A 26,209-nucleotide genomic window follows, 5' to 3' on the forward strand; every position below is an offset into this window, starting at 1 on the left:
CGGCTTCCCGTTTTTACATGATGTCAGTGAGGAAAGAGTGGCTCAGACCAGCCCTTCGACCCATGCCTTGAGCTGGCTCTTGGGTTTCGCGCCAACCTGCGTTTCCACCGGCTTGCCGTCCTTGAACAGGATGAGTGTGGGAATGCCGCGCACGCCGAACTTGTTGGGCGTTTCCGGATTGTCGTCGATGTTGACCTTGGCGACCGTCAGCTTGCCCTTGAACTCGGCGCCGATCTCATCGAGCGCGGGGGCGATCATTTTGCACGGACCGCACCATTCGGCCCAGAAATCAACCAGAACGGGGCCGGACGCCTTGAGGACGTCGTTTTCGAAAGAGGCGTCAGTGACGGCGACGGTGTTCTCGCTCATAGGTGTGTTCCCTTGATGGTGTGTCTGCACAGTTGGGGGTTGGCGGGACAGGGTCAAGTGTCGGCTCAGAGAAGAGTGCTCAAACGAAAATCTTTACCCCGGCGCGTATTCATCCAGTAATGCATCGGGCAGCCACATGACGGAAGGCGTTTCCGTCCACACGAGAGCACACCGTATCTCCCGTGTTGGATGGAGCGCGTGCAACAGGGCGCGGTAGGCCGCCATCTGGCGTAGATAGAGCACGGGCGTGCGGTCCACGGACACGGGCGGTTTGCGGTTGGTCTTGAAATCGCACAGCAGCACGGCGTCGTCCGTGACGACCATCCGGTCCACCTGACCCACGATCACGCTCTCTTCCACCACACCGGCCAGACGCTGCTCGGCACGGCTTGCGGTGCCGAACAGGGGCGCAAGTTGCGGGTCGTCCATCACCTGAAGCACGCGGGCGACCAGACGCATCGCCTCCTCATCGTCCAGTCCGTTGCCTCGGCGACGCAGCCAGTCATAGGCGATGTCGGTGCGGTCGTTGGCGGGACGTTCCGGCAGGAACTGAAGCAGCGCATGGACGAGAGTGCCGCGTCGGAAAGCCGCTTCACGCGCGGCATTGGGCGTAAGCGCCGCCAGATCGAGCGGGGAGCGCGAGGCGGGGCGCTCTCCCAGCTTCACGTCGTCGGGGCGGCTGGGGGAGAGCGGACGTGCCAGCGGCGGTTCGCTGGGGGGCGGTTGGGGTGTCCAGTCCGGTGCCGTGCCGACCCATCTGGGCAATGGCGCGGGAAGCGGGCGTTCCACGACACTACGTGGTCTGCCCGCCGTGGTGCGGGCTTCCTCGATCACCAGTTTCCCACCATCCCATCCCAGATCGAACGGTTCGCTCTTCGCGCCCGCGGAGGTGAAGCCGTCCACGCAGCGGGCATACCAGCTTTCGTCTCCCAGCGTGCGCGGTTCCCAACCGCAGATCACGAGCCGGTCGCTCGCACGGGTGAGGGCCACATAGAGCAGCCGGTTGTATTCCTCGGCCGCCCGACGCTTCACGTTCTCAGAAAGACTTTTCGTAAGATCGGTGGCGACATCCGCGCGGGGAAGGAACACGGGCAGGGGAGGGGCATCGCCTTGCCCCTCAAGCCAGAGAAGATTTGTGTCCGAGCGTGGTGCGCCGATGGTGTCGGGCAGAATGACCAGCCGCGCCTGCAGCCCCTTGGAGCCGTGCGCCGTCATCACACGTACGGCGTTCCCGCCTGTGTCCGGCTCGCGTTTTACGGATTCGTCCGAATTGCGCAGCCAGTGGAGAAAACCTTGCAGGGATTGGGCGTGCGCATCCTCGTAACGCAGGGCGGCGGAGAGCAACTCATCGATCGGTTCCGCAGCTTCCGGGCCGAGACGGGCGAGAATACGTGCTCGGCCACCAAGATTTCCCAAAGCAGCCGTCAGCAGCGCATAGGGCGAGATGTAGTCCACCTGCCGGAACAGCGTGGAGAGGAAGCGCCACGCGGTAGCCCAGTCAGGACGTTCGGCATGGCGTTCGCGCAGGACCGTCCATAACGGCTCGCCTTCACGGCCCATGGCCAGCGCCATCAGGCTGTCGTCGCTCACGCCACCAAGAGGTGATGTCAGCACGCAGGCCAGCGTCAGGTCATCCTGCGGCAGGAGCAGCGCATCGCACAGCGCCATCAGATCCTGCACCACGGTCTGATCGGCAAGTCCTGTGCGCACGAGGGTTGCCACCGGCACGTCCACCGATTTCAATGCCCGGATGAGTGCGCCGACGAAGGGAGAGCGCCGTGGCACCAGAACCAGCACGTCGGCAGGTGTCAATGGCGCTTCGCCGGGTTCGGGTGGACGCAGCAGTTCGCCTGCGATCCAGCGCGCCAGCGTCTCAGCCAGTTTCTGACGAGGCGAGACCTGCGTTTCGTTTTTCACGGCCGGCGCCCACGGGTCCGGCGTGGTGTCCTCGCTGTCTTCGCCGTTCTCGCGCGGCACGAGCGGCCACAGCTCCACCCGTCCGCCCTCACCGGGGCGCGCGCTTTCATGGCGCGGCATGTTCTCACCCGGTTCCGCCACGCCTCGGGCGGCGAGGGGATGACTGAACACGGCGTCCACAAGCGTTAGCACGGGCGCTGTGGAGCGGAAGGAGACGGTCAGTTGCGGTTCGCGCCAGATCTCTCCGGCATTCTTCACACGTTTTTCAAAACGCTTTCGCCATGTGTGGAAAGCGTCCGGGTCCGCGCCCTGAAAGCCGTAGATGGATTGTTTGTAGTCACCCACAGCGAAGATCGTGCGTGGTCCGAAGGCGGGATCATGGCTTCCTTCACCGGAGAAGAAATCCGACGTCAGGCCACCTGCGATCCGCCATTGTTCGCGCGACGTATCCTGCACCTCATCGAGCAGAAGATGATCGATGCCACCATCGAGTTTGTAGAGCACCCATGCCGCACCCGGATCGCGGAGCAGGCCGAGTGTGCGCAGGATCAGGTCGTCATATTCCACCTGCCCACGCAGACTTTTCCCGGTGCCATAGGTTGTGAGAATGGGCGCGGCCGTGCGCAGAAGTGCGAAAGTGAGATCGGCCAGAATGGCGGCGCGGCGCTGGTCTTCCACATGCAGGATGCGGGTGGCCTCGGTGAAAAGACGCTCGGCGATGCGTTCATGAGCATCGGCAAACTTCTTGTTCAGACCGGCATTCTTGCGGGGTTCACCTTTGGCCGTGAGGAAAAGTCCGCGCCATGTGGACCAGTCTTTCGCACGTTCGGGTGGATGCTGCGAGAGCCAGTCCAGCATCGCGGTGGCCATACGACGCACACTGTCGGAAGCTTCTTCGGCCACCACACGCAGATCGGCGCGCAGGGAATCTTCGTCGGGAATATCGGCGCAGGCGTCAAGAACAGGATCGTCTGTGCTGTCATCGGTAAGTTTCAGACCCTGTCGCAGAAGTGCGCGCAGCCGATCCGGATCGGTCGCGGCCAATGTCAGGGCTTCACGCGAGAGATCGGTGGTGCGCAGAGTCGCCAGCAGCTTCGTCAGTTCGGACAGCGGTACACGCGCTGCCAGTGTGGCTAATTGTTGTGCTGGCAGACGGGCCAGTTCGGTTTCTGTTGCGTTCTGTAAGGCAAGGGTCGCGTCCGTGTCTTCCAGCAGCGTGAAGTGCGGGTTGATCGCGGCTTCCAGCGGGAACCGGCGCAACAGCGACTGACAGAACGCATGGATCGTGCCGATACGCATCCCGCCCGGCAGGTCCAGCACGCGGGCGAACAGGGCGCGCGCCTCCGCGCGGGCGGAGGGGGGAACGTGCAGGGCGCGCAGCGCGGCGTTGAGCTTTTCGTCCGGTAGTGTCACCCACTGGCCCAGTGTGCGCTGGAGTCGCACGGCCATCTCGGCCGCCGCTGCCTTGGTGAAGGTCAGGCACAGGATGCGGCCGGGATTGGTGCCGGGGATGAGCGGTCCAAGTGGGTCACGCGGGTTTTCGCGCGGCAGCATCAGCCGCAACAGCCGGTCGATGAGCAGCTTGGTCTTGCCGCTACCGGCCGAGGCGGAGACGAAGACAGAGGCGTTCGGGTCGGATGCGGCGTCCTGCTGGGCGCAGGCCAGCGCGATGGCGGAGCGGGACGGAGACGTCATTCGCTGCCCTCCTCGCGGGCGGTGCTCCACTCAGCCACGCGGGCGAGTTGGGCGTAATCGGCAAAGCGGGGCTCATTGCCCGGATGGGGATGCGACAGATAGGGTTGGGCGAGGCTGTCATAGGCCACAACGCGGCGGCGCAGACTGTCCCATGCGTTCGCGGCCAGATCGGCCAGTGTCTGGTCCTTGTTGCGGATCGGGCTTTCCTCGCCGGCCGGTGTGCCGCCGGTCAGCCGCCAGTAAAGCAGGTCGGCCAGAGAGAGGTCTGCGCCTTCTGGAAAAGCCTTGGCTACATCAGGAAAGGCTCCAAGTGTGAGCATGGCCGCTTCAAGAGGAAGCTGCGGGTTCCATCCGCCGATGACGGCCTTGTTCGAGGGCACTGTGCCGGTCTTGTAGTCCAGCAAGGTCAGGGCTCCCTCTGGAGAAATATCGATCCGGTCCGCGCGGCCCGTCAGAGCGAAGGGACCGCCGGGCGCGTCCGCGATGGCGGCGCGGCCTTTCGTTTCGGTGACGATGGCGTGAGGAACATTCTCGTTTCGTCGTGCGGTTTCTGTCTCGGCCACCCAGTCCGCGATGCGCAGCAGCCGTGGACGCCACCATGCGGCAAGGGCGGGGCGCAGATCGGCTTTTTCCAGTGTCGCAAGAAAGGTACTGCGAAGCGAGGCGGCAGCGTTCTTTGGCCAATCCGTGCCATGTTTACCGAACCAGTCGTCCAGCGCGTCATGGACGAGTGTGCCGTAATCGGACGCATCCACGGATTGTTCCAATGGGTCGAGCGGACGCAGTTTCAGCACGTGCTTGGCATAGATGGCGTAGGGGTCGCGCATCCACGTCTCGATCTCGGTCACGCTCATACGGCGGGGACGGGCTTTTACGGGCGGGCGGGGTTCCGGTGGGGGAGCCGGTTGCGGCGGCCCCTCCGGTCGGTCGATGCCGCCCAGCCAGGATTGCGCCGGATGGTCCACAAGCTGCTGTCCGCGTCCGGCAAGGAAAGCTTCCAGCCGCACGAGCCATCGCGCGAGCACGGCGGGGGCGCCGTCACGCCGTGCGGGGGTGGAGAGCACGATCTCGCGCGCCGAGGCCACGCAGGCGGCGAAATCATGCGCCGCCTGTCCGATGGCCTGTTCCGGCGCGGGCAGCCCGACACGCGCGCGCATTGGGCGGCTGAGCCACGGACCGGGATCGGTGGCGGGAGGCCACACGCCTTCGACCAGCCCGCCCAGCACCATGACATCGGCGTTCTGGAGGCGGGCTTCGGTCAGTCCCCATATAAAAACGCGTGGATGCAGTTCCAGCGTGGCACCCCCCTGTCCGCGCAGGGCGCGGCGTCCCGGGATGCGGGCTTCGGTGAACACGGCGCAAAGCAGGCCGTCCACCACGGTCCATGGCTGGTCGGGCAGGATGTCGGTGGCCGTCAGCAGGTCCGACAGGCTAGTGGCGAGCGCATTGCCATCTTCACCGCGCCAGAGTCGGTCCGCGCCAGTTGCGTCATCGGTGGCCGCCAGTGCCTCGGCGGTGGTGAGGAGTGCCGTGATGAGATCCGGCAGGGAGCGGTTTTCTCGCGCGGCGTCCATCGCGGGGGCGAGGCAGTCTTCCAGTCGTGTGAGAAAGTCGTCCAGTGGGCGTGGCGCATCGGGCCGGTCGGCGGAAGTGCCGTCCGGGGCGTCGGGCGTGCGGGAAGGATGCTGGGCGATGTCGTGAGCCCGCGCGCGCAGCCCGTCCGGACCGGGAGCCGGGGCAGGGCCACGCAGGAGGCGGCGTTCCAGCAGGCGGGCGGAAGCGCGGCAGGCGCCGGGCGTCAGCCCGCAGGCGACGAGAGGATGCTTGAGCAGGGACAGGAGCGCCACGGGGGCGAGTTTCTCGTCCACGGCTTGGGCAATGAGCCGCAGCAGCACCGCAACAGGTGTGGAGATGAGCAACTCGCCCGCCGAATCGTCCGCCAGAATCCCCCAGCGACCGAGTTCGGCGGCGACACGTCCGGCCAGAGCGCGATCGGGCGTTACGAGGGCGGCCTGCTGCCCTTTTTTCTCGATGGCGTCGCGCAGGATGAGCGCAATGGCGGCGGCTTCTTCCTGCTGGTCGGCGGCGTTCAGGCGGGTGAGGCCGCCGCAGTCCACGCGGGCTGGATCGGCGGCCCAGTCGGACAGAGCCTGTGCGGGCAGCAGGGCGCGGGCGATGGTGTGGCTGCGGGCGGCGAGCCGGGCGCGATGCGCCGCGTCATCGTCCACCACGGAGGTCCATTCCTTCACATCGTCGCGCCGGACATCGAGAGCCGCGAGCAGGTGGGACAGACCGGCCTGTGGGTGACCGTCCGGCAGGGAAGCGAAAATCTCCCCCTCCATTGTGAGATCCAGTCCCGGCAGGATCAGTTCGCCTTTTGGGTGACGCAGGATGCCCCGCAGAGCCTCGACGGTGGCGGGAAAAGCATTGGTGAAGCCTGCGGCCCACAGCCGTCCGTCCGGATGAGCGGCGGCGTGTCCGGCCCAGTAACCGCCCTGCGCCTTGAGCAACGCGACCTGCCGGGCGATGGGGTTCATCAGCCCCTGTTCGCGCAGCCAGTCGGGCCAGACTTTCGTGACGATTTCGAGGAAGCGCAGCGTGACCTGCCAATGTTGTGCGAAGCCGTCCGCCACCGCATCGGGCAGTCGTTCGGCCAGATCCACGCCCGCCCATTCCGCTTCATCCATCAGATCGGCCAGAGCGCGGGCCAGAGGCCACGCCTGATCGAGCATCGGACGGGTGCCGAAAGCCTCGCCGGCCTGAAGCACCAGCCGCGTGAGCACTGCCAGACGGCGCATCGGCGGCACGGCGGGAGGCAGCAGCAGGCTGTCAGGATTGGCGAGGGCGGTTTCAGCCTCATCCAGGCCGCCCACGGGCATGATGCGCGGCAGAAGAATGGCGCGGCCATCGGCCTGTCGCAGGAAGGCTTCCGTCAGGGCGCGCGCGGCGCGGCGTCCGGGCAGCACGATCGTGCCGTCGCCGATACGCTCGGGATCGTGGTCCACACCCGCGCTCCAGCGGGCGGCCATCTCGTCGAGAAAGCGAAGATGGGCCGGAATGGTGACGATACGGGGAGCGGTGGTCATGCCAGTGGGAAATCCTCGGACAGCGGACGGTCCTCCCAGCCGCTCAGTGTAGCGGTGCGGGGCGTGTCCTCATCCTCGTTTCTGTCGGGAGCCGGATGCGGCGTGAGCGTGAGATGCAGGGCCGGTGTGGGGGTGAGGTCTTCCAGCCGTTCGGGCCATTCCACGAGCACGATTCCGTCGCGCGCGTCATCCCATCCAAGTTCTTCCAGTGCTTCCGGACCTTGAAGCCGCCACAAATCGAAGTGCCAGATGGCGCCTTTGGGCGAGTCATAAGTCTGCACCAGTGTGAAGGTCGGACTTGGCACGTCCAGAGAGGGATCTTCGCACAGTGTCCGGAGGAAGGCGCGGGCGAACACGCTCTTTCCAGCTCCCAAGGGGCCGGACAGCAACAGTGCGTCGCCCGGTTGCGTGACGCAGGCAAGGGAGCAAGCAAGGCGTTCGGTGTCGGCCCGGCTGTCCAGCCGGAAAGTGCGGGCGGTCATGGGCGCGTCATCCCGTCTGGGTGTGGGCGAAGGTGCGTGTCGTCGTGTGTTACCTGTCACGCATGGGCTTGTGCAGGGGGTGAAGCCTGATGCCGTCCAATGTGATGGGTGTGTGTCTGAGGCGACAAGACAGGATGCTGCCTTTGGAAACCGATTATGTATTGAGGAAATCAGGGTGGTGGGATCAATGATCCCTTCCGGATTCGGAGCGCCCGGGAGTGCCATACATGCGTGTGTTGGCGTCAGTCCTGCGGGGAGCGATGTTTCTGCGCGGACAGATCGTCCAGAGCCGCCTGCTCGCGTTTTTCCGCCAGCACCTGTTGCTCTTTGGCGCGTTTTTCCGCCAGTTTTTCCGCGACTTCCAGCGCACTGCGGGCGAGATTGACGCGCATGCGGCAGGATTCCACCTCGGCTGTGGCGTCGCGTTCGCTCCGGCGTGCCCGATCGAGCGCTGCCCGCCCAACGGGCAGCCAGCGGGAGTAGGCCTCCACGGCCTGATCGTTGGCGGCGAGATCAATAGCCGCGTTGCGTTCACGCACCATGTCCTGTTCCGCGTTCTTGACGGCGTCCGAGGCCATGACGGAGCGGGCGAGAGCCTCCGAAAGAAGCTTTTTCGCTTCGTCGAGTTCCTGTCGTCTGATCTTGAGAAGCGAATCGAGCGGAGTGCGGGGCATGGAGTGGTTCCGGTTTTCAGAAGAAAAGAGTGTCAGGCCGCGTTAGCCGGGACGGCCGGTTCGGGAATCGGTGTCTCCGCCAGCGCATCCCGCAGGGCGGCGAAACTTTGTTCCAGCGTCGCGCGCTCGTGGCGGCCCTGCGACAGAACGGCCTCGATTGCAGGCTGGAACCGGATGGCTTCGTCCACCGCGGGATCGGAACCGGGGCGATAGGCACCGAGGCGAATCATGTCGGCCATTTCGCTGTAGGTGGCGAGAATGGCGCGTGCCCGACGGGTCAGGGCGTTTTCATCCGCCGAGTTGCAGCCGGGGACGGTTCGCGAAAGGGACCGCAGCACGTCGATGGCGGGATAACGCCCGCTTTCGGCAATGCGACGGTCCATGACAACGTGGCCATCAAGAATGCCGCGCACGGCGTCCGCCACGGGTTCGTTCTGGTCATCGCCTTCCACCAGAACGGAAAAGAGCGCTGAGATCTGTCCCGCCGAGCCGTCGGGGCGCACAAGGCCGGGACCGGCGCGTTCCAGCAGGCGCGGGAGTTCCGCGAACACCGATGGCGGGTAACCGCGTGTGGCCGGCGGTTCGCCCACCGAAAGGCCAATTTCGCGGAGTGCCTGACAAAAGCGGGTCACGCTGTCCATCAACAGCAATGCGGATTTGCCTTCGTCGCGGAAATACTCCGCGACGGTGAGCGCGGTGTAGGCCGCTTCCCGACGCATGAGAGGGGGAGAATCGGAGGTGGCGATCACCACGACGGACTTCGCCAGTCCTTCCGGGCCGAGATCGTCTTCCACGAACTCCCGCACTTCGCGCCCGCGCTCGCCCACAAGAGAAATGACGGCCACGTCGCAGGCCGTGTTGCGGGCCAACATGGACATGAGAGTGGACTTGCCGACGCCCGAGCCTGCGAACAGACCGAGTCTCTGGCCCTGACGGCAGGTGGTGAAAAGATTCATCGCCCGTACGCCCAGATCGATTCGGGGGCCGAGACGAGCGCGCATCGTGGCGTCCGGGGGAGACGCGCGGACGGGGCAGGGACGGGGACCGGGAGGCAACGGTCCTTTTCCATCCAGCGGACGTCCGAGCGGATCGATGATGCGGCCCACCCACGCGTCCGAAATGCGCAGGCTGCCGCCGGGACCATGCGCGCGGGGGCCGGTGAAGAACGGAAACCGCACTTCACTGCCATTGCCCAGACCGTCGAGGCTGCCAAACGCCATAGCGCGTGCATGGTGTCCGGAGAAACCGATGATCTCGGCCGGGATTTCGCTGCCATCGCGGCGGATGAGGGTCACCCGGTCTCCTACCACGGCCAATCCCCCAAGCCCCGCCACCGTGATGGCGAGTCCCGACAGCGCCGTCACCCGCGCGGAGACGAAAGCAGCGGGAATACGCGCCGTGGTTGCATTGACGCGCTCGCATACGTTCAGAGTCATCGGGCGAGGGTTCCTGAAATATGCTGGTTTTCTGCGGGCTTCAGATAGGTGTGTATAAAAAACAAGACGTTTTCCGTTTCATTAACGCGCTTCGAATTTCTTTATACACGCTTTACGTGAAATTTCCGTGGACGCTTACAACCTACGATGGTAACTAATGGTCAACAACGAACCGGGAGTTACAGGGATGCGTGTTCTGCTCGTTGAAGACGATACGGCAGCCGTCGGTGAAATCACTCAGGTCATGAAAGGGGCCGGTTTTACGGTCGATCATGTCGAGTCCGGAGAAGAAGCGGTCGAGATGCTGCGGCATTACGATTACGATCTGGCGGTGCTCGAACTGATGCTGCCCGACATCGAGGGATACGAAGTCGTGCGTCGGGCTCGCGCGGCCCGTGTGGCGACACCGATGATCGTGCTCTCCAGCCTCACGCGACCGCAGGCCAAGGTGAAGGCGTTCTCTATCGGCGCGGACGATTATCTGACCAAACCCTTCGATCCGGACGAACTGGTGGCCCGCATGCAGGCGATCCTGCGTCGCTCCAAGGGCTTCAGTGAGCCGACCCTGCGTGTGGGGCCGCTGCATCTGAGCCTCGACAGCCGGGAGGTGAGCGTCAATGACGTGCCCGTGCATCTGACGGGCAAGGAATATGCCATTCTGGAGCTGCTGGTTCTGCGCAAGGGGATGGTTCTGACGAAGGATGCGTTCCTGAACCATCTCTACGGTGGCATGGATGAACCCGAGATGAAGATCATCGACGTTTTCATCTGCAAACTGCGCAAGAAGCTTCAGGCCGCAGGGGCTGGCAACGTCATCACCACAGTCTGGGGACGTGGCTACATGCTGCGCGAGCAGACGGCAGGACGTGTGGAAAAGCCTGCGGAAACGGCGGCTCCGGTGGCCGCGCATACCGAGACGGTCGCGGCCTGAGGAAGGCTCAGGACGCGGAAGGTGTAGCCCCGGTGGACCATGCCGGGCTGACCGTCACGCAGTGGTTGAGTGGTCCGGCACCCGCGCCATAGCCGGGAGCCTGTTCGATGGTCATGCGCAGATACGCCCGCGCATTGATGACGGCATCGGACAGGGGCCATCCCTGAGCCAGTCGCGTAGCGATGGCGCTAGCGAGTGTACATCCCGTCCCGTGGGTGTGACGGGTCTCGATCCGCTCTGAGGAAAACGTCTCCACACCCTGTTCCGTGGCCAGCACATCCGTAAGAAGGTCGCCGGACAGATGACCGCCCTTGAGAAGCACGGCGGGAGCGCCCTGTTCGCGGAGTTTTTTCGCGGCACGCACCATATCGTCCGGTGTCGTGATCGTTCGGTCCAGCAGGGCTTCGGCCTCCGGAATGTTGGGCGTCAGTACGGTGCAGAGAGGAAGCAGTTCCTCCGTCAGAGCCGCAACTGCTTCCTTCGCAAGCAGGGAGGCGCCACCTTTGGCCACCATCACGGGATCGAGCACGAAGGGCACATCCCGGTAGCGGCGGATCTCTTCGGCGACAACGCGAATAATGCCCGCGTTCGACAGCATGCCCGTCTTGAAAGTGTCCGCGCCCAGATCGTCGAGCACGCAGCGGATCTGTGTGCGCAGGAACTCGGGCGGCACGTCCATCACGTCCATCACGCCCAGCGTGTTCTGGGCCGTCAGAGCTGTGATGGCCGTCATGGCGAATCCACCCAGCACGGTCACGGCCTTGATGTCCGCCTGAATCCCGGCTCCCCCGCCCGAATCGCTGCCTGCGATGCTGAGAACGCGCCCTTTCATGGCTCAGGCCACGACAGGCATTGTGGTGATGGCGGCGCACATGTCGTCCACCGCACGCTCCACGTCGCGGGCGTCTTCCGCTTCCACCATGACTCGCACCAGCGGTTCCGTGCCGCTCTCGCGCAGGACGAGACGACCGCGTGCGCCGAGGCGTTCCTCAATCTGGCGACGCGCGGCCTGCACTTCGGGCAGATGAAGCGGGCTGCGGCCCTCGAAGCGGATGTTCTTTAGCAGTTGCGGGAAAGGCTCGAACACGCGGCAGACTTCACTGGCGGGGCGCCCTTCCTCAATGAGAACGGCCAGAACTTGCAACGCGGCCACCAATCCATCGCCGGTTGTGGCGAAATCGGACAGCACCACGTGGCCTGACTGTTCTCCGCCCACATTGGCGCCGTTCTCACGCATGCGCTCGACCACATAGCGATCGCCCACCGCCGTGCGTTCCAGCGCCATGCCCTGCTCATGAAGAAAGCGCTCGAGTCCCATGTTGGACATCACGGTCGCCACGATTGAGGAGGTGGCCAGACGACCCGACCGCGCCCATGAGCGGGCAATCAGGCCAAGAATCTGATCGCCATCCACCAGACGGCCGGTTTCGTCGGCCAAGAGCATCCGGTCCGCATCGCCGTCGAGCGCGATTCCGAGATCGGCCTTGTGCTCGATCACGGCGCGGCACAGCGCTTCGGGGTGCGTGGAGCCACATTTTTCGTTGATGTTCACGCCGTCTGGCTCACAGCCCAGACGCACCACTTCCGCCCCCAGTTCCCACAAAGCAGTGGGAGCCACGCGGTATCCCGCGCCGTTGGCGCAGTCGATGACGATCTTGAGCCCATCCAGACGACAGCCGCGCGGAAAGGAGGCCTTGGCGTGCTCGATGTAGCGTCCTGCGGCGTCGTTCAGGCGTGAGGCGCGGCCGATCTCTCCCGGTGCGGCAAGCTGCCCCGTCAGGGCGGAGAGCATCATCGCCTCGATGGTCTGCTCCTCCTGATCGGAGAGCTTGAAGCCATCGGGGCCGAACAGCTTGATGCCGTTGTCGCTAAACGGATTGTGGGACGCCGAGATCATGACGCCCAGATCGGCGCGCAAGGAACGGGTGAGCATGGCGATGGCGGGCGTGGGCATGGGGCCGACGAGGATCACGTCCATGCCGGCAGACAGGAACCCCGCCACCAGCGCGCACTCGATCATGTAGCCGGACAGGCGTGTGTCCTTGCCCACCACGACGCTGTGACGGTGATGACCACGCCGGAAATGCAGGCCCGCCGCCTGTCCGAGTTTCTGCGCCACGTCCACGGTCATGGGAGGGGTGTTGGCTTTCCCGCGAATGCCGTCCGTGCCGAAGAACCTGCGTGTATTGCTCATGCCGTGCCTGATGCTGTCGGTGAGGAACCGCTGTGGGCTCCACCCCTCATGTCTGGAAACCGGGACTGTTTACCGTCCCCATGCACAGGGGACCAGAGGCAAGCTCAGACAGAGTCCGGGACTTTTGCCACCCTCAGCGTGTTGGTGGAGCCGCTGACGCCGAACGGCACGCCTGCGATGATGACCATCGTATCGCCCGCGCGGGCCAGTCCGCTGGTGCGCCCTGTCTCGACCGCCGTGGACACCATCGATTCCGTGTCATGGGCATGATGCGCCGGGTCCGGCACGCAGGGGTGCACGCCCCACACAAGCGTCAGGCGACGGGCCGTTGTCAGTGTGGGTGTCAGGCCGAGAATGGCGGCGATGGGCCGTTCGCGCGCGATGCGCAGCGCGGTCGGTCCCGCATGCGTGTAGGCGACAATGGTGCTGGCATCGAGCGTATTGGCCACAAGCTGCGCGGCTCCGGCGATGGCGTCCGCCACATGATGTTCCGGCTCAAGACGCGCGGCCTGCATGAGCGCGCGCCAGCCCGCATCGGCCTCCACGCGCTCCAGAATGCGGTTCATCACCGTCACGGCCTCGCGCGGGTAAGCTCCCGCTGCCGATTCCGCCGAGAGCATCACGGCGTCTGCGCCATCGAACACGGCCGTCGCCACGTCGGAGGCTTCCGCGCGGGTGGGTGTGGGCGCTGTGATCATGCTCTCAAGCATCTGTGTGGCCACGATGACGGGCTTGCCCAGTTTCCGCGCGGCCCGCGTGATGCGCTTCTGCGCCAGCGGCACCGCTTCGGGCGGCAGTTCCACGCCAAGGTCGCCCCGCGCGACCATCACGGCGTCGGACGCTGCGAGGATGGCGTCGAGATTCTCCATGGCCTGAGGTTTTTCCAGCTTGGAGACGATCCACGCCCGGCCCTTCACCAGTTCGCGGGCTTCCAGCACGTCTTCGGCCTTCTGGATGAAGGAGAGGGCGATGAAATCTGCTCCGAGTTCCAGCGCGAAGGCGAGATTTTCCCGGTCGCGTGGCGTCAGGGCCGGAATGGGGAGCATCAGGTCGGGAACATTCACGCCCTTGTGGTCGCTCAGAGGTCCGCCGACCTGCACCTCGGTTTCAAGAAAATCACGACCGACGGTCGTCACTTTCAGGCGCAGTTTGCCGTCGTCGAGCAGCAGCACGCTGCCGGGATGGGCGGCGGCGATGATTTCGGGGTGTGGGAGCTGTACCCGCTTCGTCGTGCCGGGCGTTTCATCCAGATCGAGGCGGAAAGGCGCGCCCGTCTCCAGCGTGATGTGCCCATCGGCAAAATGGCCGACCCGGAGTTTCGGGCCCTGCATGTCGGCAAGAACACCGAGCGGACGTCCGACCTCCGCTTCCACCTGTCGCACGATGCGGTAGCGGGCGGCGTGCTCGGCTTGTGTGCCGTGGGAGAAATTGAAACGGAACACGTCCGCGCCTGCCGTGGCCAGTGCGAGGATCGTCGCGTGATCGGAAGAGGACGGGCCGAGCGTGGCGACGATCTTGGTGCGGCACTGGGCGGCGGTCATGGAAAATCCTCTTCCGACATGATGGGTGTCAGCAGGATAACACCTGAGGCGGCCAGTGGTCGCATCGCGAGCCGCAACGCTGCCCCGGAAAAGGACTGGCCGGAAGGTCAGGAGGGCGGATAGGCCTCGTCGGGCAGCAGGCCCCAGATCTGGTTGCGGTGCAGCCAGCCGTCACGACGCTGGATCGTGACCTGACACCACACCGACCCGGCCGCGCAACTGCGCAACGTGCCGACCGAGCCGGGCATCAGCACCGCCACGGGTGCTGCGCTGTCATCGCCCGATGACCGCAGAATCACGGCGTTGGGGATTTTCTCCGCTTCGGCCGCCGTGGCCACGTGGCCGATCACCTGCGACTCGGTATGACGGTTGCCGCTCTTTTCTTCCGGCTTGTCGGAAGAGGCGGCCTTCTGCTGCGGTGCGGCGTCGGGCGACGGCGCCTTGCCGGGCGGATAGGGGATGACGAAATCATGGGAACCCACAAGCGTGGCCTGATGCACCCAGCCCTTCACGCCGTCCGGGTCTTCCACCAGCCGCCAGATGTCGAACTCACGCTCGATTTTCACCGGCAGTCCCCGACGGTGATAGATGAACTGGATGGGATAACGCTGGCCGGGGCCGGCACGCATGTTCACATCATCCGCGCGCAGGGCCGCAAAGCGTGGCAGCGGCAGGCCGGTGTTGGTGCCCTTTGTCAGATCCGGGCCTGTGGGAGCGGGCGTCGCGGACGAGTCGGCGGCAGGAGCGGCATCGTCCGTGTCGGAATGGGCCGCGGCAGCGCCCGCCGCCGCACCGACCGCAGCCCCCGTCGCCAAATGGGCGGCGTGGTGATGGTTTGCACCGGAATGCGTGGCCTTGCTGTGGTGCGTTGTTTTTTCTTCGCTCGCATGCCGCGTGGCGTGGGTGTGGTGTTCGCTGTTCTCCGTCGCCTTGTGCGTGGCGTGCTTGTGATGAGCGGCTTTTTCTTCCGTGTGCCCCGAACTGTGGGTCACGGTTTTCCCCTCCGTGGTCGCCGCCTTCTTGTGATGATGGTGCGGCGTGGCGCTGTTTTGCGTTGCGGCCACGGCAGAACCGGTGAACGTGGCGAGGGGCGTTGCCGCCAGCAGCGAGAGGACGGCGCGCAGGGAGCGGGATGCGATCATGGGCGCATCCGTGCCAAGCCCTGACGCGCTCGGCAAGTGGGTTCGTGCATTCGGATGCGCGGAACTGTCAGAATGAGACGATCTGTCGCCCCTGCGCCTGGTCGAGAAAGGTCGGAATCCCCACGACTTTCACGCCGTCGAGCAGGTCCGACTCTTCCCGCGCGATCCGCCGCAGGCCGGTCTCGCACACCATCAGTTCCGCTTCCATCAGCACCAGTGCGTCGCGCAGCGTGGCCAATGTGGCGACTCCACGTTCCGCCAACCGCTCTTCCTCTTCCGGGCGAAAGACAGACGACGCATCGCGGCACAGAGCGGCTGTAGCCGGACCCGTGGCAAAGACCAGAACGGGGCGGTCGAGCGCCAGAGCGCCAGCGGCCAGCAGGAACGCTGCGTGAAGCCGGTCGGGATGGGCGTCGCACAGCAAAATGGCCAGACCGTTTGCGGGATCTGTCATGATGATGCGTCTCTATGCAGAGAGCCGCAGACCGGACAGGCCGGATCGGCATCCATCGTGATGGTGGTGAAGCGCGTGGCCAGCGCGTCCCACAGCAGCAACCGCCCGGCCAGTGTTTCCCCGATATGGAGCAGTTCTTTCAGGGCTTCGGTGGCCTGCAATGTGCCGAGCACACCCGCGACGGCCCCGAAGATTCCCGCGTCCCCGCAGGAGAGAGCGTCCTGTGCCGCCTGTGTGCGGGGAAAGAGACATTCGTAGCAAGGACCGCCCCGATGAGGTCGGAAGGTGGACAACTGGCCGTCAAACCGGGCGATGGCGGCGGACACCAATGTGCGGCGTTGCGCCACGCAGGCGGCGTTGACGAGGTAGCGCGTCTCGAAATTGTCGCTGCCGTCGCACACGAGGTCATAGGCCGCGACCAGAGTCTCCGCATTGTCGGGCGTCAGCCGTGCCTCGTGTGTCTCGATGCGGATGTCCGGGTTCAGGGCCGAAAGAGTCCGGGCGGCGGACGCAACCTTGGGCTGGCCCACGCGCTCGGTGGTGTGAAGGATCTGCCGCTGAAGGTTGGAGAGTTCGACATGGTCGTGATCGACCAGCCCGATACGCCCTACCCCGGCGGCCGCAAGGTAGCAGGCCACGGGCGAGCCCAGCCCGCCCGCTCCCACGATCAGCACCGAGGCGTTCTTGAGGCGCATCTGTCCCGTTCCACCCACCTCCGGAAGGAGAATGTGGCGGGAATAGCGCCGGATTTCGGCTTCCGTAAGGTCAATGGGCGGGGGTGTTGTTGAAGGCGGCATCAGGAAATCACTTTTTCGTGATTGATGGGAGCGGGGGCAACCGTTTGCTGCATGTCTGCTTTGCGTATGGTAGATATACTGACATGAACACAGGGAGTCCCGACATGCGCGCCGCTGAACTCACTTCTGTCTCCGAAGCATGGGCCTGTCCCGCACGGAAGCGGGCGCGGGTTCTGTGTGTCGCCTCGTTGGCGATGTCCCTCGCTCTCTATGCGTTGTCGCCCTTCGTGACGCTGTGGACCATCGCCCGTTCGGTCGAGACGCATGACATGCTTGCCCTTGGGCAGACCATCAACTGGACGTCGCTGGACGCGTCGCTCAAGGAGCAGGTTCTGGACGGGCTCAATCTCGGTCATGCGACGGAGGCGGCGGATGAACTGCCGGAATTCGGTGCGTCCTTTGCCACCAATGTCGTGTCGAATGCCGTGGATCTGACTGTGACGCAGCAGAATCTGGGGATGGTGGTGGATCAGGCCATGGGAGCGACCGCACCCGGCAAGATGAGCGCGAGCACCATGTTGTCGGCTGTCGGTCATGCTGTGGTGCGTTTCACAGGCGGCAACACGTTCGAGGCGGCGATGGTGGTGCCGGGGCATGAGACGGAGACGCCCTTGCGGGTGCAGCTTCGCATCGAGCGCTGGCAGTGGAAGTTGACGCGGGTGGATCTGCCGGCTCCTGTGCCGCATCCGGTCATGGAAGCGTCGCTGTCATCGCGCCGCCCTGCCTGAAAACGACTTTAATCTTTCTGCTTTGGCAGGCCGGCGCCCGCATGGATGCCGGCCTTTTTCATGCCGTCCTTCAGGCCTTGGGCGGCAGATCTTCTTCCAGCACCACAATGTTGAGAATGTAGGACACTTCGCCCTCGTCCTCATCACGGTGAACGGTGCCGATCACCTCGCCATCCACGGCCAGTTCGACGGACAGGCCACGGCGCGGCGGCGGGTTGACGCTCAGGCCCTTCGCGCCCAGCAGGCGGCGCAGGCAGGTCTGAAGGCGCTGGATTTCGTCGGAAGAAAAGTCGCTCATGATAGGAATCTCCGCAGCTGACGGCTGCCTGTGGCGGACGCGTCTGTCGTTCACGACGGAGCGCGGACATTCACATCGAAGGACAGCACAAAGGGAAAGGTCGTGCCGCTAATAGGCAACAGCGACCGAGGCTGCAACATTTCTGGATGCAGGTGGTTGTCGGTGAGGTGAGGGAACCGTTACCGAAGGCGGGGCGTTGGTCGAACCGGGATGAGAATGGTGTCGTTGAAGTTGCGTGTCGCGAGCCGTGCAGGGCTTGCGTGTCTGGTACTGTGTCTGACGGGGTGTGGGTATTTCGACTCCAGAACGGTCCACAAGGCGCAGCTTGCCATGATCGGGATGACGGAGAATGACCTCCACTCCTGTGCAGGGATTCCCGACAAGACGCTCAAGATGAACGCGACCACGGTGCTGGAGCAGTATATCTACAAGCCCAACACGCCGGGCACCTTTTCCATCGCGCCGCTGAACATGGGCACCGTGACCTATAACGGCAGCGGCAGCGCCTGCGTCATGATGATCCGGATCGATCGGGGGCAGGTGAGCGAGGTGCATTTTGCCGGGGATAATGATCGTCTCATCGGTCACGAGGGCATTTGCGAACCTGTGATCCGTGGATGTGTACGCCAGCCGGAGTCGACCATGCGCCATGTGAGCGGCGGCCTGTTCGGCCCGGTGTCGGCTTTCAGTTCGCCGCCCATTCCGCCGCAGAGTCAGAGCGCGGTGTGGAACGGCCCGGCGGCGGACTTGCCCGCACTGCGCACGCCTGCGGACCAGATCGCGGGTGGTGCGGCGAAAGCGGCGGCCGCCTCCCGCGCGGCGGCGCCATCGGCTCCTGTTGTGCCGGGGGGAGAGGCGGTCATTGAGCGGAGTGACGCGGCTTCCCAGAAGTGAGTGTGTGTCGTCAGCCGAGAATGCGACCGATGATCTGCGCGGTGTAGTCGATGACAGGAATGATGCGGCCGTAGTTGATGCGTGTCGGCCCGATCACGCCGATGGCCCCCACAATCTTGTTGCTCTCATTGCGGGCCGGGGCCACGACCATGGACATGCCCGACAGCCCGAACAGGTCGCTCTCCGCCCCGATGAAAATCCGTACGCCGTCCGAGGCTTCGGCCAGTTCTAGAAGACGCAGCATGGCATCCTGACGTTCCAGCCGCTCGAACAGGCGCTGAATGGTGGAGAGCCGCTCGATCTCGGTAATGTCCGTCAGCAGGTTGCCCTGTCCGCGGATGATGAGGGTGCCGCCGCGCCCCTCATCGCTCCATGTGGCAAGGCCGCTCGCCACCACTTCGCTCGTGAGCTGGTCGAGTTGGGTACGATCGGTGGCCATATCTTCGTCCACGAGGCTCCGCAACTCGCCCAGCGTGCGGCCGGACAGGCGCGCGTTGAGATAGTTGGCGGCTTCCGTCAGCGCTGAGGGCGGCATGCCCGGTGGTGTCTGGATGACGCGGTTTTCCACTTGTCCGTCCGCGCCCACCAGCACCACAAGCGCCCGGTTTTCGCCCAGCGGTACGAACTCGATATGCCGGATCGTGCCCTCTCCTTTGGGTGCGATGACGAGACTGGCGGCGTGTGACAGGCCCGAAAGCATGGTGGAGGCTTCCGTGAGCGTGTCCTCAAGCGAGCGCCCTCGTGTTTCCAGCGAATTGGCGATCGATTCGCGTTCGTCTTCGCTCAGGCTGCCGAACTGGAGCAGGCCATCCACGAACAGCCGCAGCCCCCGTTCGGTGGGCAGGCGACCGGCGGAGGTGTGGGGGGAAAACAGCAGGCCCGCTTCGGTCAGGGCGGCCATCACATTGCGGATGGAGGCGGTGGAAAGCCCGAGCGACAGGCGATCCGCCAAGGTACGGCTGCCCACCGGATCCCCGGTCTCCAGATAATGCTCCACCAGCTCGCGCAGGATGGTGGCCGAACGGGCGTTCAGGCCCGAGGCGAGGGTGGAGAGATCCGGTGTGCGACCGGTCAGGTCCAGTGGACGAGGGCCGGTGGGGCGTGATCCGGGGGAACGGGCGATGGTCGTCTCTCCTTGGCCAAGTGAGGGGCTTTGAGTCGGATTCTGGGAAGAGTGGTGGAGAGAAGCAAGGGGCAGGGTGGTCAGTCTGCGGAGCGCGGGTTATGCAGCCGTACGTCCGACAGGTGGGCTTATGCCGCCTGTTTCTGCCTGTTCTCCTGAGGAGCCTGCCCATGCGCCCGTCCGGCCGCGCCGCTGACGCCATGCGTCCCGTTACCATCGAAACCGGTTTTTCCCATCACGCCGAAGGCTCTGCATTGATCCGCGTGGGGGGCACGGAAGTGCTTTGCACCGCCAGTGTGGAGCAGCGGGTGCCTCCGTTCCTGCGCGGCAAGGGCACGGGCTGGGTGACGGCCGAGTATGGCATGCTGCCCCGCGCCACGCATACGCGCGGCAACCGAGAAGCCGCCAAGGGCAAGCAGTCCGGCCGCACGCAGGAAATCCAGCGTTTGATCGGCCGGTCCCTTCGCGCCGTGACCGACCTGAAGGCGCTGGGCGAGATGAGCATCACGCTCGACTGCGACGTGCTCAACGCCGATGGCGGCACGCGCTGCGCGTCCATCACCGGTGCATGGGTGGCGCTCCGTCTGGCGCTGGGTAAGCTGCACGCGCAGCGGGTTCTCTCCTCCATTCCGCTTACCGGACAGGTTGCCGCCGTGTCCTGCGGCCTGACCACGGAGGGCGCGGTGCTCGACCTCGACTATGTGGAAGACAGCAGTGCTGTGGCCGACACCAACTTCGTGCTGACGGCTGCGGGCGGCATCGTGGAAATTCAGGGCACAGCGGAAGAGAAGCCGTTCTCCGAGGAAGAATTCTTCAAGCTGCTCGCGTTGGCCAAGAAGGGCACGCAGGAACTGTTCGCGGCGCAGGATGCGGTGGTGCGGGCCACGGAAGGCGCATGAGCGCCACCCTTCCGCTGAAGGCGGGGAGCCGTCTGGTTCTCGCCAGTCACAACAAGGGCAAGCTCGTGGAGTTTACCGCTCTGCTGGCGCCCTATGACATCGAGGTTATCTCGGCCGGGGAACTGAACCTCCCTGAGCCTGAGGAGACGGCCACGACGTTCGAGGGCAACGCGCAGTTGAAGGCGCTCGCGGCGGCGAAGGCGACGGGGCTTCCGGCGCTGGCCGATGACTCGGGTCTGTGTGTGTCCGCCCTCGGAGGGGCGCCCGGTATTTACTCCGCGCGCTGGGCCGGGCCGGAGAAAGACTTTCCCGCCGCCATGAAGCGGATTGAGGACGGCATTGGCGGGGACGAGCGCGACGCATGGTTTATCTGCGTGCTGGCGCTGGCTTTCCCCGACGGCTCGGGGAAATGTTTCGAGGGACGGATCGACGGCACCATTGCGCCCGAACCTCGGGGCGCTGCGGGACATGGTTATGACCCGATCTTTGTGCCGGTGGGCGAAAGCCGCACCTTCGCGGAGATGACGGACGCCGAGAAGAACGCCATCAGCCACCGCGCGCGGGCGTTTGAGGCGTTTCGTGAAGGCTGTCTCAGCTAAAAAGACAGATGCGATAAGGAGAGCGCGCAAGCGCCCTCCCGTCAGGTGGTCGCGGGGATTTCGTTGCGACGGGCGTCCACGTCCGCCTTCATCTGTGCCTGCACTTTCTCGAAAGCGCGGCTTTCGATCTGGCGCACGCGCTCGCGGGAGATGCCGTATTGCTGGGCGAGTTCCTCCAGCGTGACGGGATCGTCCTTGAGACGCCGCTCGGTGAAGATGTGGCGCTCGCGGTCGTTGAGGGATTTCATCGCGGAGGTCAGCAGGGCGTGGCGATCCGAGAACTCCTCGTGTTCGCCCAGCATGTCTTCCTGATTCTCGCCCTCATCCACCAGCCAGTCCTGCCATTCTCCATCGCCTTCCGCCCGCAGGGGGGCGTTCAGACTGTGGTCGGCAGCGGCCAGACGGCGGTTCATGGACACGACGTCCTGCTCCGGAACGCCCAGCGTCTTGGCGATGTGGTTCACCTGCTCGGGGGCGAGATCGCCCTCATCGATGGCCTTCATCTGCCCCTTGAGGCGACGCAGGTTGAAGAACAGCTTTTTCTGGGCCGAGGTCGTGCCGATTTTCACCAGCGACCAGCTGTGCAGGATGTATTCCTGAATGGCGGCGCGAATCCACCACATCGCGTATGTGGCAAGGCGGAAGCCGCGCTCGGGATCGAAGCGGCGAACGGCCTGCATCATTCCCACATTGCCTTCGCTGATGAGTTCGTTCAGCGGCAGACCATAACCGCGATATCCCATCGCGATCTTGGCGACGAGACGCAGATGGGAAGTGACGAGCTTGTGCGCGGCCTTCACATCCGCTTTGTCACGCCAGCGGCGGGCAAGGGCGGATTCGTCCTTTGGGGAAAGAAGGGGGTATTTGCGGATGTCCTGAAGATAGCGCGAAAGGCTGGCGTCAGGACCGATTGCGAGAGATGGTGTTGAGGATGCCATGGAGACTGCTCCTTCATCCCGGCACCGGCGCTGTGCGTGATCCGACTTCAATCGGCGAACATCGGATCGGCCTGTGCTTTCGGGCAACGCTGGGGAGTGGACCTGTTCGTCCCCGAAGGCCTTCCCTCAATGAGGCAAAAGACTTCGGGACATCCATTCCGGCGGCCGCATCGGCGCGTCGAAAAGACCTTGACTTCGTAGAATAGGAGCCCGGAAAAGTCAAGATTAACAAAAGTTATTTTATAAGGGCATTCGTCAGCATGGTTTCAAGAGCGATGAAATCCGCGGGGGCTGGCGTTTCGAAAAGCAGGGCTTCACCAGTACGTGGATGGACGAAACCGAGCTTGCGCGCGTGCAGGGCCTGTCGGGGGAAATCCAGTGCGGCGTCCTTGGCCTCCACCGGGCAGCCTTTCGCGGCGGCAGGGATGCGGCGCAGATAGAGAGGATCGCCAAGCAGCGGATGACCGTTCGCAGCGAAATGCACGCGGATCTGATGGGTGCGGCCCGTTGCGAGGCGACATTCCACCAGTGCCATGTGGGAGCCGAAAGCGCGTAGCACCGTGTAGCGCGTAAGCGCCGTCTTGCCGCTGCGCGTGAGCAGCGCCATGCGTTTGCGGTCACGGGGATCGCGGCCGATATTGCCTTCGTATTCTCCCTTGGTCGGAGACGGCACGCCCCAACACAGGGCGAGATAGGCGCGGTCGATGCGACGGGCCGCAAAATCTGCCGAGAGGGCGAGATGTGTGGCCTCGGTCTTGGCCACGACCATGATGCCGGATGTGTCCTTGTCCAGCCTGTGGACGATCCCCGGGCGCCGCTCCCCTCCGATACCTTTGAGGCTTTCCCCGCAATGAGCGATCAGGGCGTTGACCAGTGTGCCGGTTTCATGGCCGGGCGCCGGATGAACCACCATGCCTGCCGGCTTGTCGAGCACGAGCAGATCTTCATCTTCGTAGAGAATGGTGAAGGGGATATCCTCGCCCTGCGGCGTGGCGGGAGCGGGTGGGGGGATGTCCAGCGCCAGCGCCATGCCGGTTCGCGTGGTGTGCGAGACGTCGTGCAGGACAACCCCGTTGCAGGTCAGACAGCCGCTTTCGATGAGAGATTTTATCCGCGAGCGTGAGAGTTCAGGGAGCGCCAGCGTCAACACGCGGTCAAGACGCTGTCCGGCCTGATCTTCGGTGAGGATGAGGGAGCGGGGACCGTGGGTTGAATCAGTCATGGGTGTCATCTACAGGCCGGGCGACAGAACGCAGGAAAGGCGGCACCGCAATGGAAGAGGGCAGTACGGCGCGACGGGTGCTGATGGCGGCTGTCATCGGCATGGGCGTCCTGATCGTTGCGGGAGTGGGGCTGCTGGTTGCGGTGATCCTGCATCGGGTCTCGCATCCGCATGCGGCTGTAACACCGCCGCCCGTCCTCGAAAAGCCGATACACGCGGAGACGCTTCTGCTGCATGAGCCCGAGGGCAGCCATGTCGCAACGATGGCGTGGCGCGATGGCAATGTGCTGGCCCTGAGTCTGACGGGCGGTGGCCCTGATCGCATCGTGCTGTGGGATGTGACGCAAGGGCGTGTCATCGGGAGGCTGGAGGTCGGGCGTTAAGCGCTGGGTGATTATTTTTCGTTTCCCTTCTTGCGCCGTTTCACCATTTTCCGTATGAACCCGCCCACGGCCAATGTCCCATTCGTCTAGAGGCCTAGGACACCGCCCTCTCACGGCGGCAACAGGGGTTCGAATCCCCTATGGGACGCCAGATTTGCCTACTCCTTACATGCTCCGAAGACACCATACCTGGTATCTCAGGCTTCGCGTTCCCGCAGACCTGAGCATATTGTCGGACAGTATGTCGTTCGCTCTTTGAAGACGGGGGATGGGTCTCTGGCCCAGGCGCGAGCCTTCCAAGCGTGGTGGAACCCTTGGACAGGATACGATTATCCGTCACCTCCGAGAGATGAAGTTTTTCCTCAAATGGTGCGTCCTGGCGTGTCTGATTGAGGGCAAGGGATTTGCCGATGTTCAGGCCCGCGCCCGCACTCAGGAAGAGAAGAAAACCCGTCAGGAGGACAGAAGATGGGCTTTCACGGAGACGGAACTGATGGAGGCGAAGCGTTTCTGGCTCATGCCTGACACGAATCACGGATTTCTGGTTCCTTGATTCCTCCAGGTCGGTACCTTTTCAGTATCTGCTCGATAGAGTATTATTCAGATATTTCTGGTGTGGAAATATTTCTTCGAATATTTGGTTGTTGTTCTTAATTAAATTATTTGTAAAATTCATATTGTTCTTTAAGTAATCATGAATTTCGAGGGTGTCTGCAATTTTCATTTAAAAATTTCAAAAAAATATCTGAAAAATCTTCTGTTTTTCTGTGATTGTTAAATCCTTTTTGTGTTTCAGTGAAAATGTAACCAGTTTTTTGTTGCAGTCTTTCTCCCACGCCAGATTGAAGAGCATCGAATGCGCCGTCTCCATGTATTCCGCAAACTGTTGTTTTTGGTGGGCTGAAAATGGAGCCATGGAGTCCGGAGCCATAAGGTCCGACAATATGAGTGGCTTTTCGGAACATCGAGATTTGTTCTGGTAAAGTAAGTAATTCTGGAGCTACTGCTTGAAAACCATAATTTTCAGCCATTTCTATTAAATTCTTTTCGTTAATAAGAGTTCGACCATGTTTTCCTCCCATAGAGCGAGAAATAAAAATTCGTGAGGAGAAATTTGTTTCAGGTAGAGAAGAAAATTCGTTTATACGTTCGTTTATCCACGTCGCTGCGGCTGTAAAAAAGGGAACGCATCGTCCTCCCCAACGCAATGTTGATGGGATGACTAACTCATCTATATCCAATATTTCTGTTTCTGGATTGTAAGAGATAAATTGATCATCGTAAAATCGAAGAACCTTGAGAAGATTTTTTCCGAATTCACCCATGTTCTCTGGAACTAATAATTTTATGTTTTCAATATTATATCCAGAGTGAGCTAAAAGGGCTAGCTTTGGTAGAAAATCAATCAACCAATGGCCGTATATTTGATGCCCATTGCATGCAATAAGAATGGCCTTCCCTCGAATTTTTCGTATTGAAATAATTCTTTCCTTCAATTTTTTTTCTATTTCTTGCAAGCGATTTTGTGAACTTTCAGTAGTGGGATTGGAGGCGATATCAGGAATATTAAAGAAATTGCCCATGGCTTCCAAAAGCACGCCTATTTGGAAGAACGGACCTATTAAACGGACATCGGAAATTGTTAAAATACGAACGGGTGGAATATATTGGTCATTGCGAAAGTGATTTATCTGTTTGGATGGAATATATCCATACAGAAAATCAGGGTCAGGTCTGGGTTCAAAAGCTTCAGCGCTTAAAAGGTTGATTGAAAATTTCTCAGATACTTCGAGTGATGTTGGTATTTCTACAACTGACGAAGTTTTTTTGTTTTCTTTCATTGTGTCGCTATCATTGGATCTTTGATTTCTGGATGTGAGGTCGTATTTATAGGCGTCAAAAACCTGACGAAGAAGAATATTATCAGATGGATCAGAAAAACAAATCCCTTCTTTTATCTCTGACGTTGGGGTAAATTCTACAATTCTAAAGTGTTTTTCATGTGTATGAATTTCATTTAATTGAGATTTTTCTTTTGGTTTGTTTAGTCCAATAAGCAGAAATCTTGCGGAATCTGTTTTGGTTTTTAAAGATTCCCATAATTTTCTGTATTCGGAGCTGTATATATGGTCGCTGGAAACTACGTGCACAAAAAGCTTTGGTTTTGAACTTTTTAGCACACATCGAAAACGATCCACAGCTCGTGTAAGTGCATAAAAATCCTTATCTACTGAAATGTTATGATGATTTATAATAACCTTATTCCCGTATAATTTTTCAAATATTGGAAGTTTCCACCTGGAGGGATCGAAGAACCGTTGGTTGATGCGCCTGGCTCGTGATTTCAGGCTTTTGACGATTTGATTGACGGTTTTTGGGGGAGCTTTTGATCTGCGTTTTGAGCAGA

At 62.4% G+C, this 26,209-nt stretch carries 24 protein-coding genes and 1 tRNA gene; 8 read left to right on the top strand and 17 right to left on the bottom strand.

Annotated features, from left to right (window positions below; all coding sequences use genetic code 11):
• Positions 1 to 42 precede the first annotated feature (42 nt).
• The 6 genes from trxA to fliI all read right to left on the bottom strand — a co-directional run bounded on the left by trxA (position 43) and on the right by fliI (position 9,659).
• Positions 43 to 369: a thioredoxin TrxA gene (gene trxA, locus GOB87_RS07950; RefSeq protein WP_166314761.1), complete on the bottom strand. Its 327-nt coding sequence runs from the start codon at positions 367 to 369 to the stop codon at positions 43 to 45.
• A 93-nt stretch (positions 370 to 462) separates the two neighbouring features.
• A complete protein-coding gene (addA, locus tag GOB87_RS07955; RefSeq protein ID WP_166314764.1) occupies positions 463 to 3,981 on the bottom strand; it encodes a double-strand break repair helicase AddA in 3,519 nt (1,172 codons plus the stop codon).
• Entirely contained in the window at positions 3,978 to 7,067 is a 3,090-nt protein-coding gene (gene addB / locus GOB87_RS07960) for a double-strand break repair protein AddB (protein ID WP_166314767.1), read from the bottom strand. Before addB ends, addA begins: the two co-directional genes overlap by 4 nt.
• Positions 7,064 to 7,549, bottom strand: a complete 486-nt coding sequence (gene tsaE, locus GOB87_RS07965) for a tRNA (adenosine(37)-N6)-threonylcarbamoyltransferase complex ATPase subunit type 1 TsaE (protein WP_166314770.1) — start codon at positions 7,547 to 7,549, stop codon at positions 7,064 to 7,066. The genes addB and tsaE overlap by 4 nt, the downstream gene beginning before the upstream one ends.
• Positions 7,550 to 7,791: 242 nt before the next feature.
• Positions 7,792 to 8,223: a flagellar export protein FliJ gene (gene fliJ / locus GOB87_RS07970; RefSeq protein ID WP_166314773.1), complete on the bottom strand. Its 432-nt coding sequence runs from the start codon at positions 8,221 to 8,223 to the stop codon at positions 7,792 to 7,794.
• A gap of 32 nt (positions 8,224 to 8,255) precedes the next feature.
• Positions 8,256 to 9,659, bottom strand: a complete 1,404-nt coding sequence (gene fliI / locus GOB87_RS07975; RefSeq protein WP_166314776.1) for a flagellar protein export ATPase FliI — start codon at positions 9,657 to 9,659, stop codon at positions 8,256 to 8,258.
• Between the two features lie 187 nt (positions 9,660 to 9,846).
• Here fliI and GOB87_RS07980 point away from each other — a divergent pair, with 187 nt between their 5' ends.
• Positions 9,847 to 10,590: a response regulator transcription factor gene (locus GOB87_RS07980; protein ID WP_166314779.1), complete on the top strand. Its 744-nt coding sequence runs from the start codon at positions 9,847 to 9,849 to the stop codon at positions 10,588 to 10,590.
• Between the two features lie 7 nt (positions 10,591 to 10,597).
• On the opposite strand, the gene thiD is transcribed toward GOB87_RS07980, so the two are convergent.
• The 6 genes from thiD to GOB87_RS08010 all read right to left on the bottom strand — a co-directional run bounded on the left by thiD (position 10,598) and on the right by GOB87_RS08010 (position 16,718).
• Positions 10,598 to 11,422, bottom strand: coding sequence for a bifunctional hydroxymethylpyrimidine kinase/phosphomethylpyrimidine kinase (thiD, locus tag GOB87_RS07985; protein WP_166314782.1), 825 nt, complete (start codon positions 11,420 to 11,422; stop codon positions 10,598 to 10,600).
• Positions 11,423 to 11,425: 3 nt separating this feature from the next.
• Entirely contained in the window at positions 11,426 to 12,784 is a 1,359-nt protein-coding gene (gene glmM, locus GOB87_RS07990; RefSeq protein ID WP_166314785.1) for a phosphoglucosamine mutase, read from the bottom strand.
• 104 nt (positions 12,785 to 12,888) lie between these two features.
• Positions 12,889 to 14,325 (bottom strand): pyruvate kinase, encoded by a 1,437-nt coding sequence (pyk, locus tag GOB87_RS07995; protein WP_166314788.1) that lies wholly within the window; start codon positions 14,323 to 14,325, stop codon positions 12,889 to 12,891.
• A 107-nt stretch (positions 14,326 to 14,432) separates the two neighbouring features.
• The gene (locus tag GOB87_RS08000) at positions 14,433 to 15,467 is read right to left on the bottom strand and encodes an SH3 domain-containing protein (protein WP_242006243.1); all 1,035 of its coding nucleotides are present in this window, start codon (positions 15,465 to 15,467) and stop codon (positions 14,433 to 14,435) included.
• A gap of 67 nt (positions 15,468 to 15,534) precedes the next feature.
• Entirely contained in the window at positions 15,535 to 15,921 is a 387-nt protein-coding gene (locus GOB87_RS08005) for a DsrE family protein (protein ID WP_166314794.1), read from the bottom strand.
• Complete coding sequence (locus GOB87_RS08010; protein WP_166314797.1) at positions 15,918 to 16,718, bottom strand: HesA/MoeB/ThiF family protein; 801 nt, start codon at positions 16,716 to 16,718, stop codon at positions 15,918 to 15,920. The genes GOB87_RS08005 and GOB87_RS08010 overlap by 4 nt, the downstream gene beginning before the upstream one ends.
• Positions 16,719 to 16,822: 104 nt before the next feature.
• Here GOB87_RS08010 and GOB87_RS08015 point away from each other — a divergent pair, with 104 nt between their 5' ends.
• Positions 16,823 to 17,446 (top strand): DUF2939 domain-containing protein, encoded by a 624-nt coding sequence (locus GOB87_RS08015; protein ID WP_166314799.1) that lies wholly within the window; start codon positions 16,823 to 16,825, stop codon positions 17,444 to 17,446.
• Between the two features lie 70 nt (positions 17,447 to 17,516).
• Here the strand turns inward: GOB87_RS08015 and GOB87_RS08020 are convergent, their stop codons facing one another.
• Entirely contained in the window at positions 17,517 to 17,744 is a 228-nt protein-coding gene (locus GOB87_RS08020; RefSeq protein ID WP_166314800.1) for a DUF3126 family protein, read from the bottom strand.
• Between the two features lie 216 nt (positions 17,745 to 17,960).
• Here GOB87_RS08020 and GOB87_RS08025 point away from each other — a divergent pair, with 216 nt between their 5' ends.
• Positions 17,961 to 18,638, top strand: coding sequence for a hypothetical protein (locus tag GOB87_RS08025; protein ID WP_166314802.1), 678 nt, complete (start codon positions 17,961 to 17,963; stop codon positions 18,636 to 18,638).
• A 10-nt stretch (positions 18,639 to 18,648) separates the two neighbouring features.
• Here the strand turns inward: GOB87_RS08025 and hrcA are convergent, their stop codons facing one another.
• Complete coding sequence (hrcA, locus tag GOB87_RS08030; protein WP_373320702.1) at positions 18,649 to 19,719, bottom strand: heat-inducible transcriptional repressor HrcA; 1,071 nt, start codon at positions 19,717 to 19,719, stop codon at positions 18,649 to 18,651.
• A 212-nt stretch (positions 19,720 to 19,931) separates the two neighbouring features.
• Between hrcA and rph the strand changes: the two genes are divergently transcribed.
• Positions 19,932 to 20,660 carry a ribonuclease PH gene (rph, locus tag GOB87_RS08035; RefSeq protein WP_166314804.1) on the top strand — a complete coding sequence of 243 codons (729 nt, stop codon included), beginning with the start codon at positions 19,932 to 19,934 and terminating at the stop codon, positions 20,658 to 20,660.
• Positions 20,657 to 21,259, top strand: a complete 603-nt coding sequence (gene rdgB, locus GOB87_RS08040; protein ID WP_166314806.1) for an RdgB/HAM1 family non-canonical purine NTP pyrophosphatase — start codon at positions 20,657 to 20,659, stop codon at positions 21,257 to 21,259. The genes rph and rdgB overlap by 4 nt, the downstream gene beginning before the upstream one ends.
• A gap of 41 nt (positions 21,260 to 21,300) precedes the next feature.
• Here rdgB and rpoH read toward each other — a convergent pair whose 3' ends face one another.
• Positions 21,301 to 22,197 carry an RNA polymerase sigma factor RpoH gene (gene rpoH, locus GOB87_RS08045; RefSeq protein ID WP_166314808.1) on the bottom strand — a complete coding sequence of 299 codons (897 nt, stop codon included), beginning with the start codon at positions 22,195 to 22,197 and terminating at the stop codon, positions 21,301 to 21,303.
• 235 nt (positions 22,198 to 22,432) lie between these two features.
• Positions 22,433 to 23,419 carry an RluA family pseudouridine synthase gene (locus GOB87_RS08050; RefSeq protein WP_166314810.1) on the bottom strand — a complete coding sequence of 329 codons (987 nt, stop codon included), beginning with the start codon at positions 23,417 to 23,419 and terminating at the stop codon, positions 22,433 to 22,435.
• A gap of 50 nt (positions 23,420 to 23,469) precedes the next feature.
• Here GOB87_RS08050 and GOB87_RS08055 point away from each other — a divergent pair, with 50 nt between their 5' ends.
• The 3 genes from GOB87_RS08055 to GOB87_RS08065 all read left to right on the top strand — a co-directional run bounded on the left by GOB87_RS08055 (position 23,470) and on the right by GOB87_RS08065 (position 24,355).
• Positions 23,470 to 23,802, top strand: coding sequence for a hypothetical protein (locus GOB87_RS08055; RefSeq protein ID WP_166314813.1), 333 nt, complete (start codon positions 23,470 to 23,472; stop codon positions 23,800 to 23,802).
• Between the two features lie 75 nt (positions 23,803 to 23,877).
• Positions 23,878 to 23,953: transfer RNA gene (locus GOB87_RS08060), tRNA-Glu, on the top strand.
• A 198-nt stretch (positions 23,954 to 24,151) separates the two neighbouring features.
• A complete protein-coding gene (locus GOB87_RS08065; protein WP_166314816.1) occupies positions 24,152 to 24,355 on the top strand; it encodes a hypothetical protein in 204 nt (67 codons plus the stop codon).
• Between the two features lie 139 nt (positions 24,356 to 24,494).
• On the opposite strand, the gene GOB87_RS08070 is transcribed toward GOB87_RS08065, so the two are convergent.
• The coding region (locus GOB87_RS08070; RefSeq protein ID WP_166314819.1) for a glycosyltransferase family 61 protein at positions 24,495 to 26,209 on the bottom strand (1,715 nt) is incomplete at its 5' end.

It is taken from the genome of Acetobacter estunensis, assembly GCF_011516945.1.
GTDB classification, from domain to species: Bacteria; Pseudomonadota; Alphaproteobacteria; order Acetobacterales; family Acetobacteraceae; genus Acetobacter; species Acetobacter estunensis.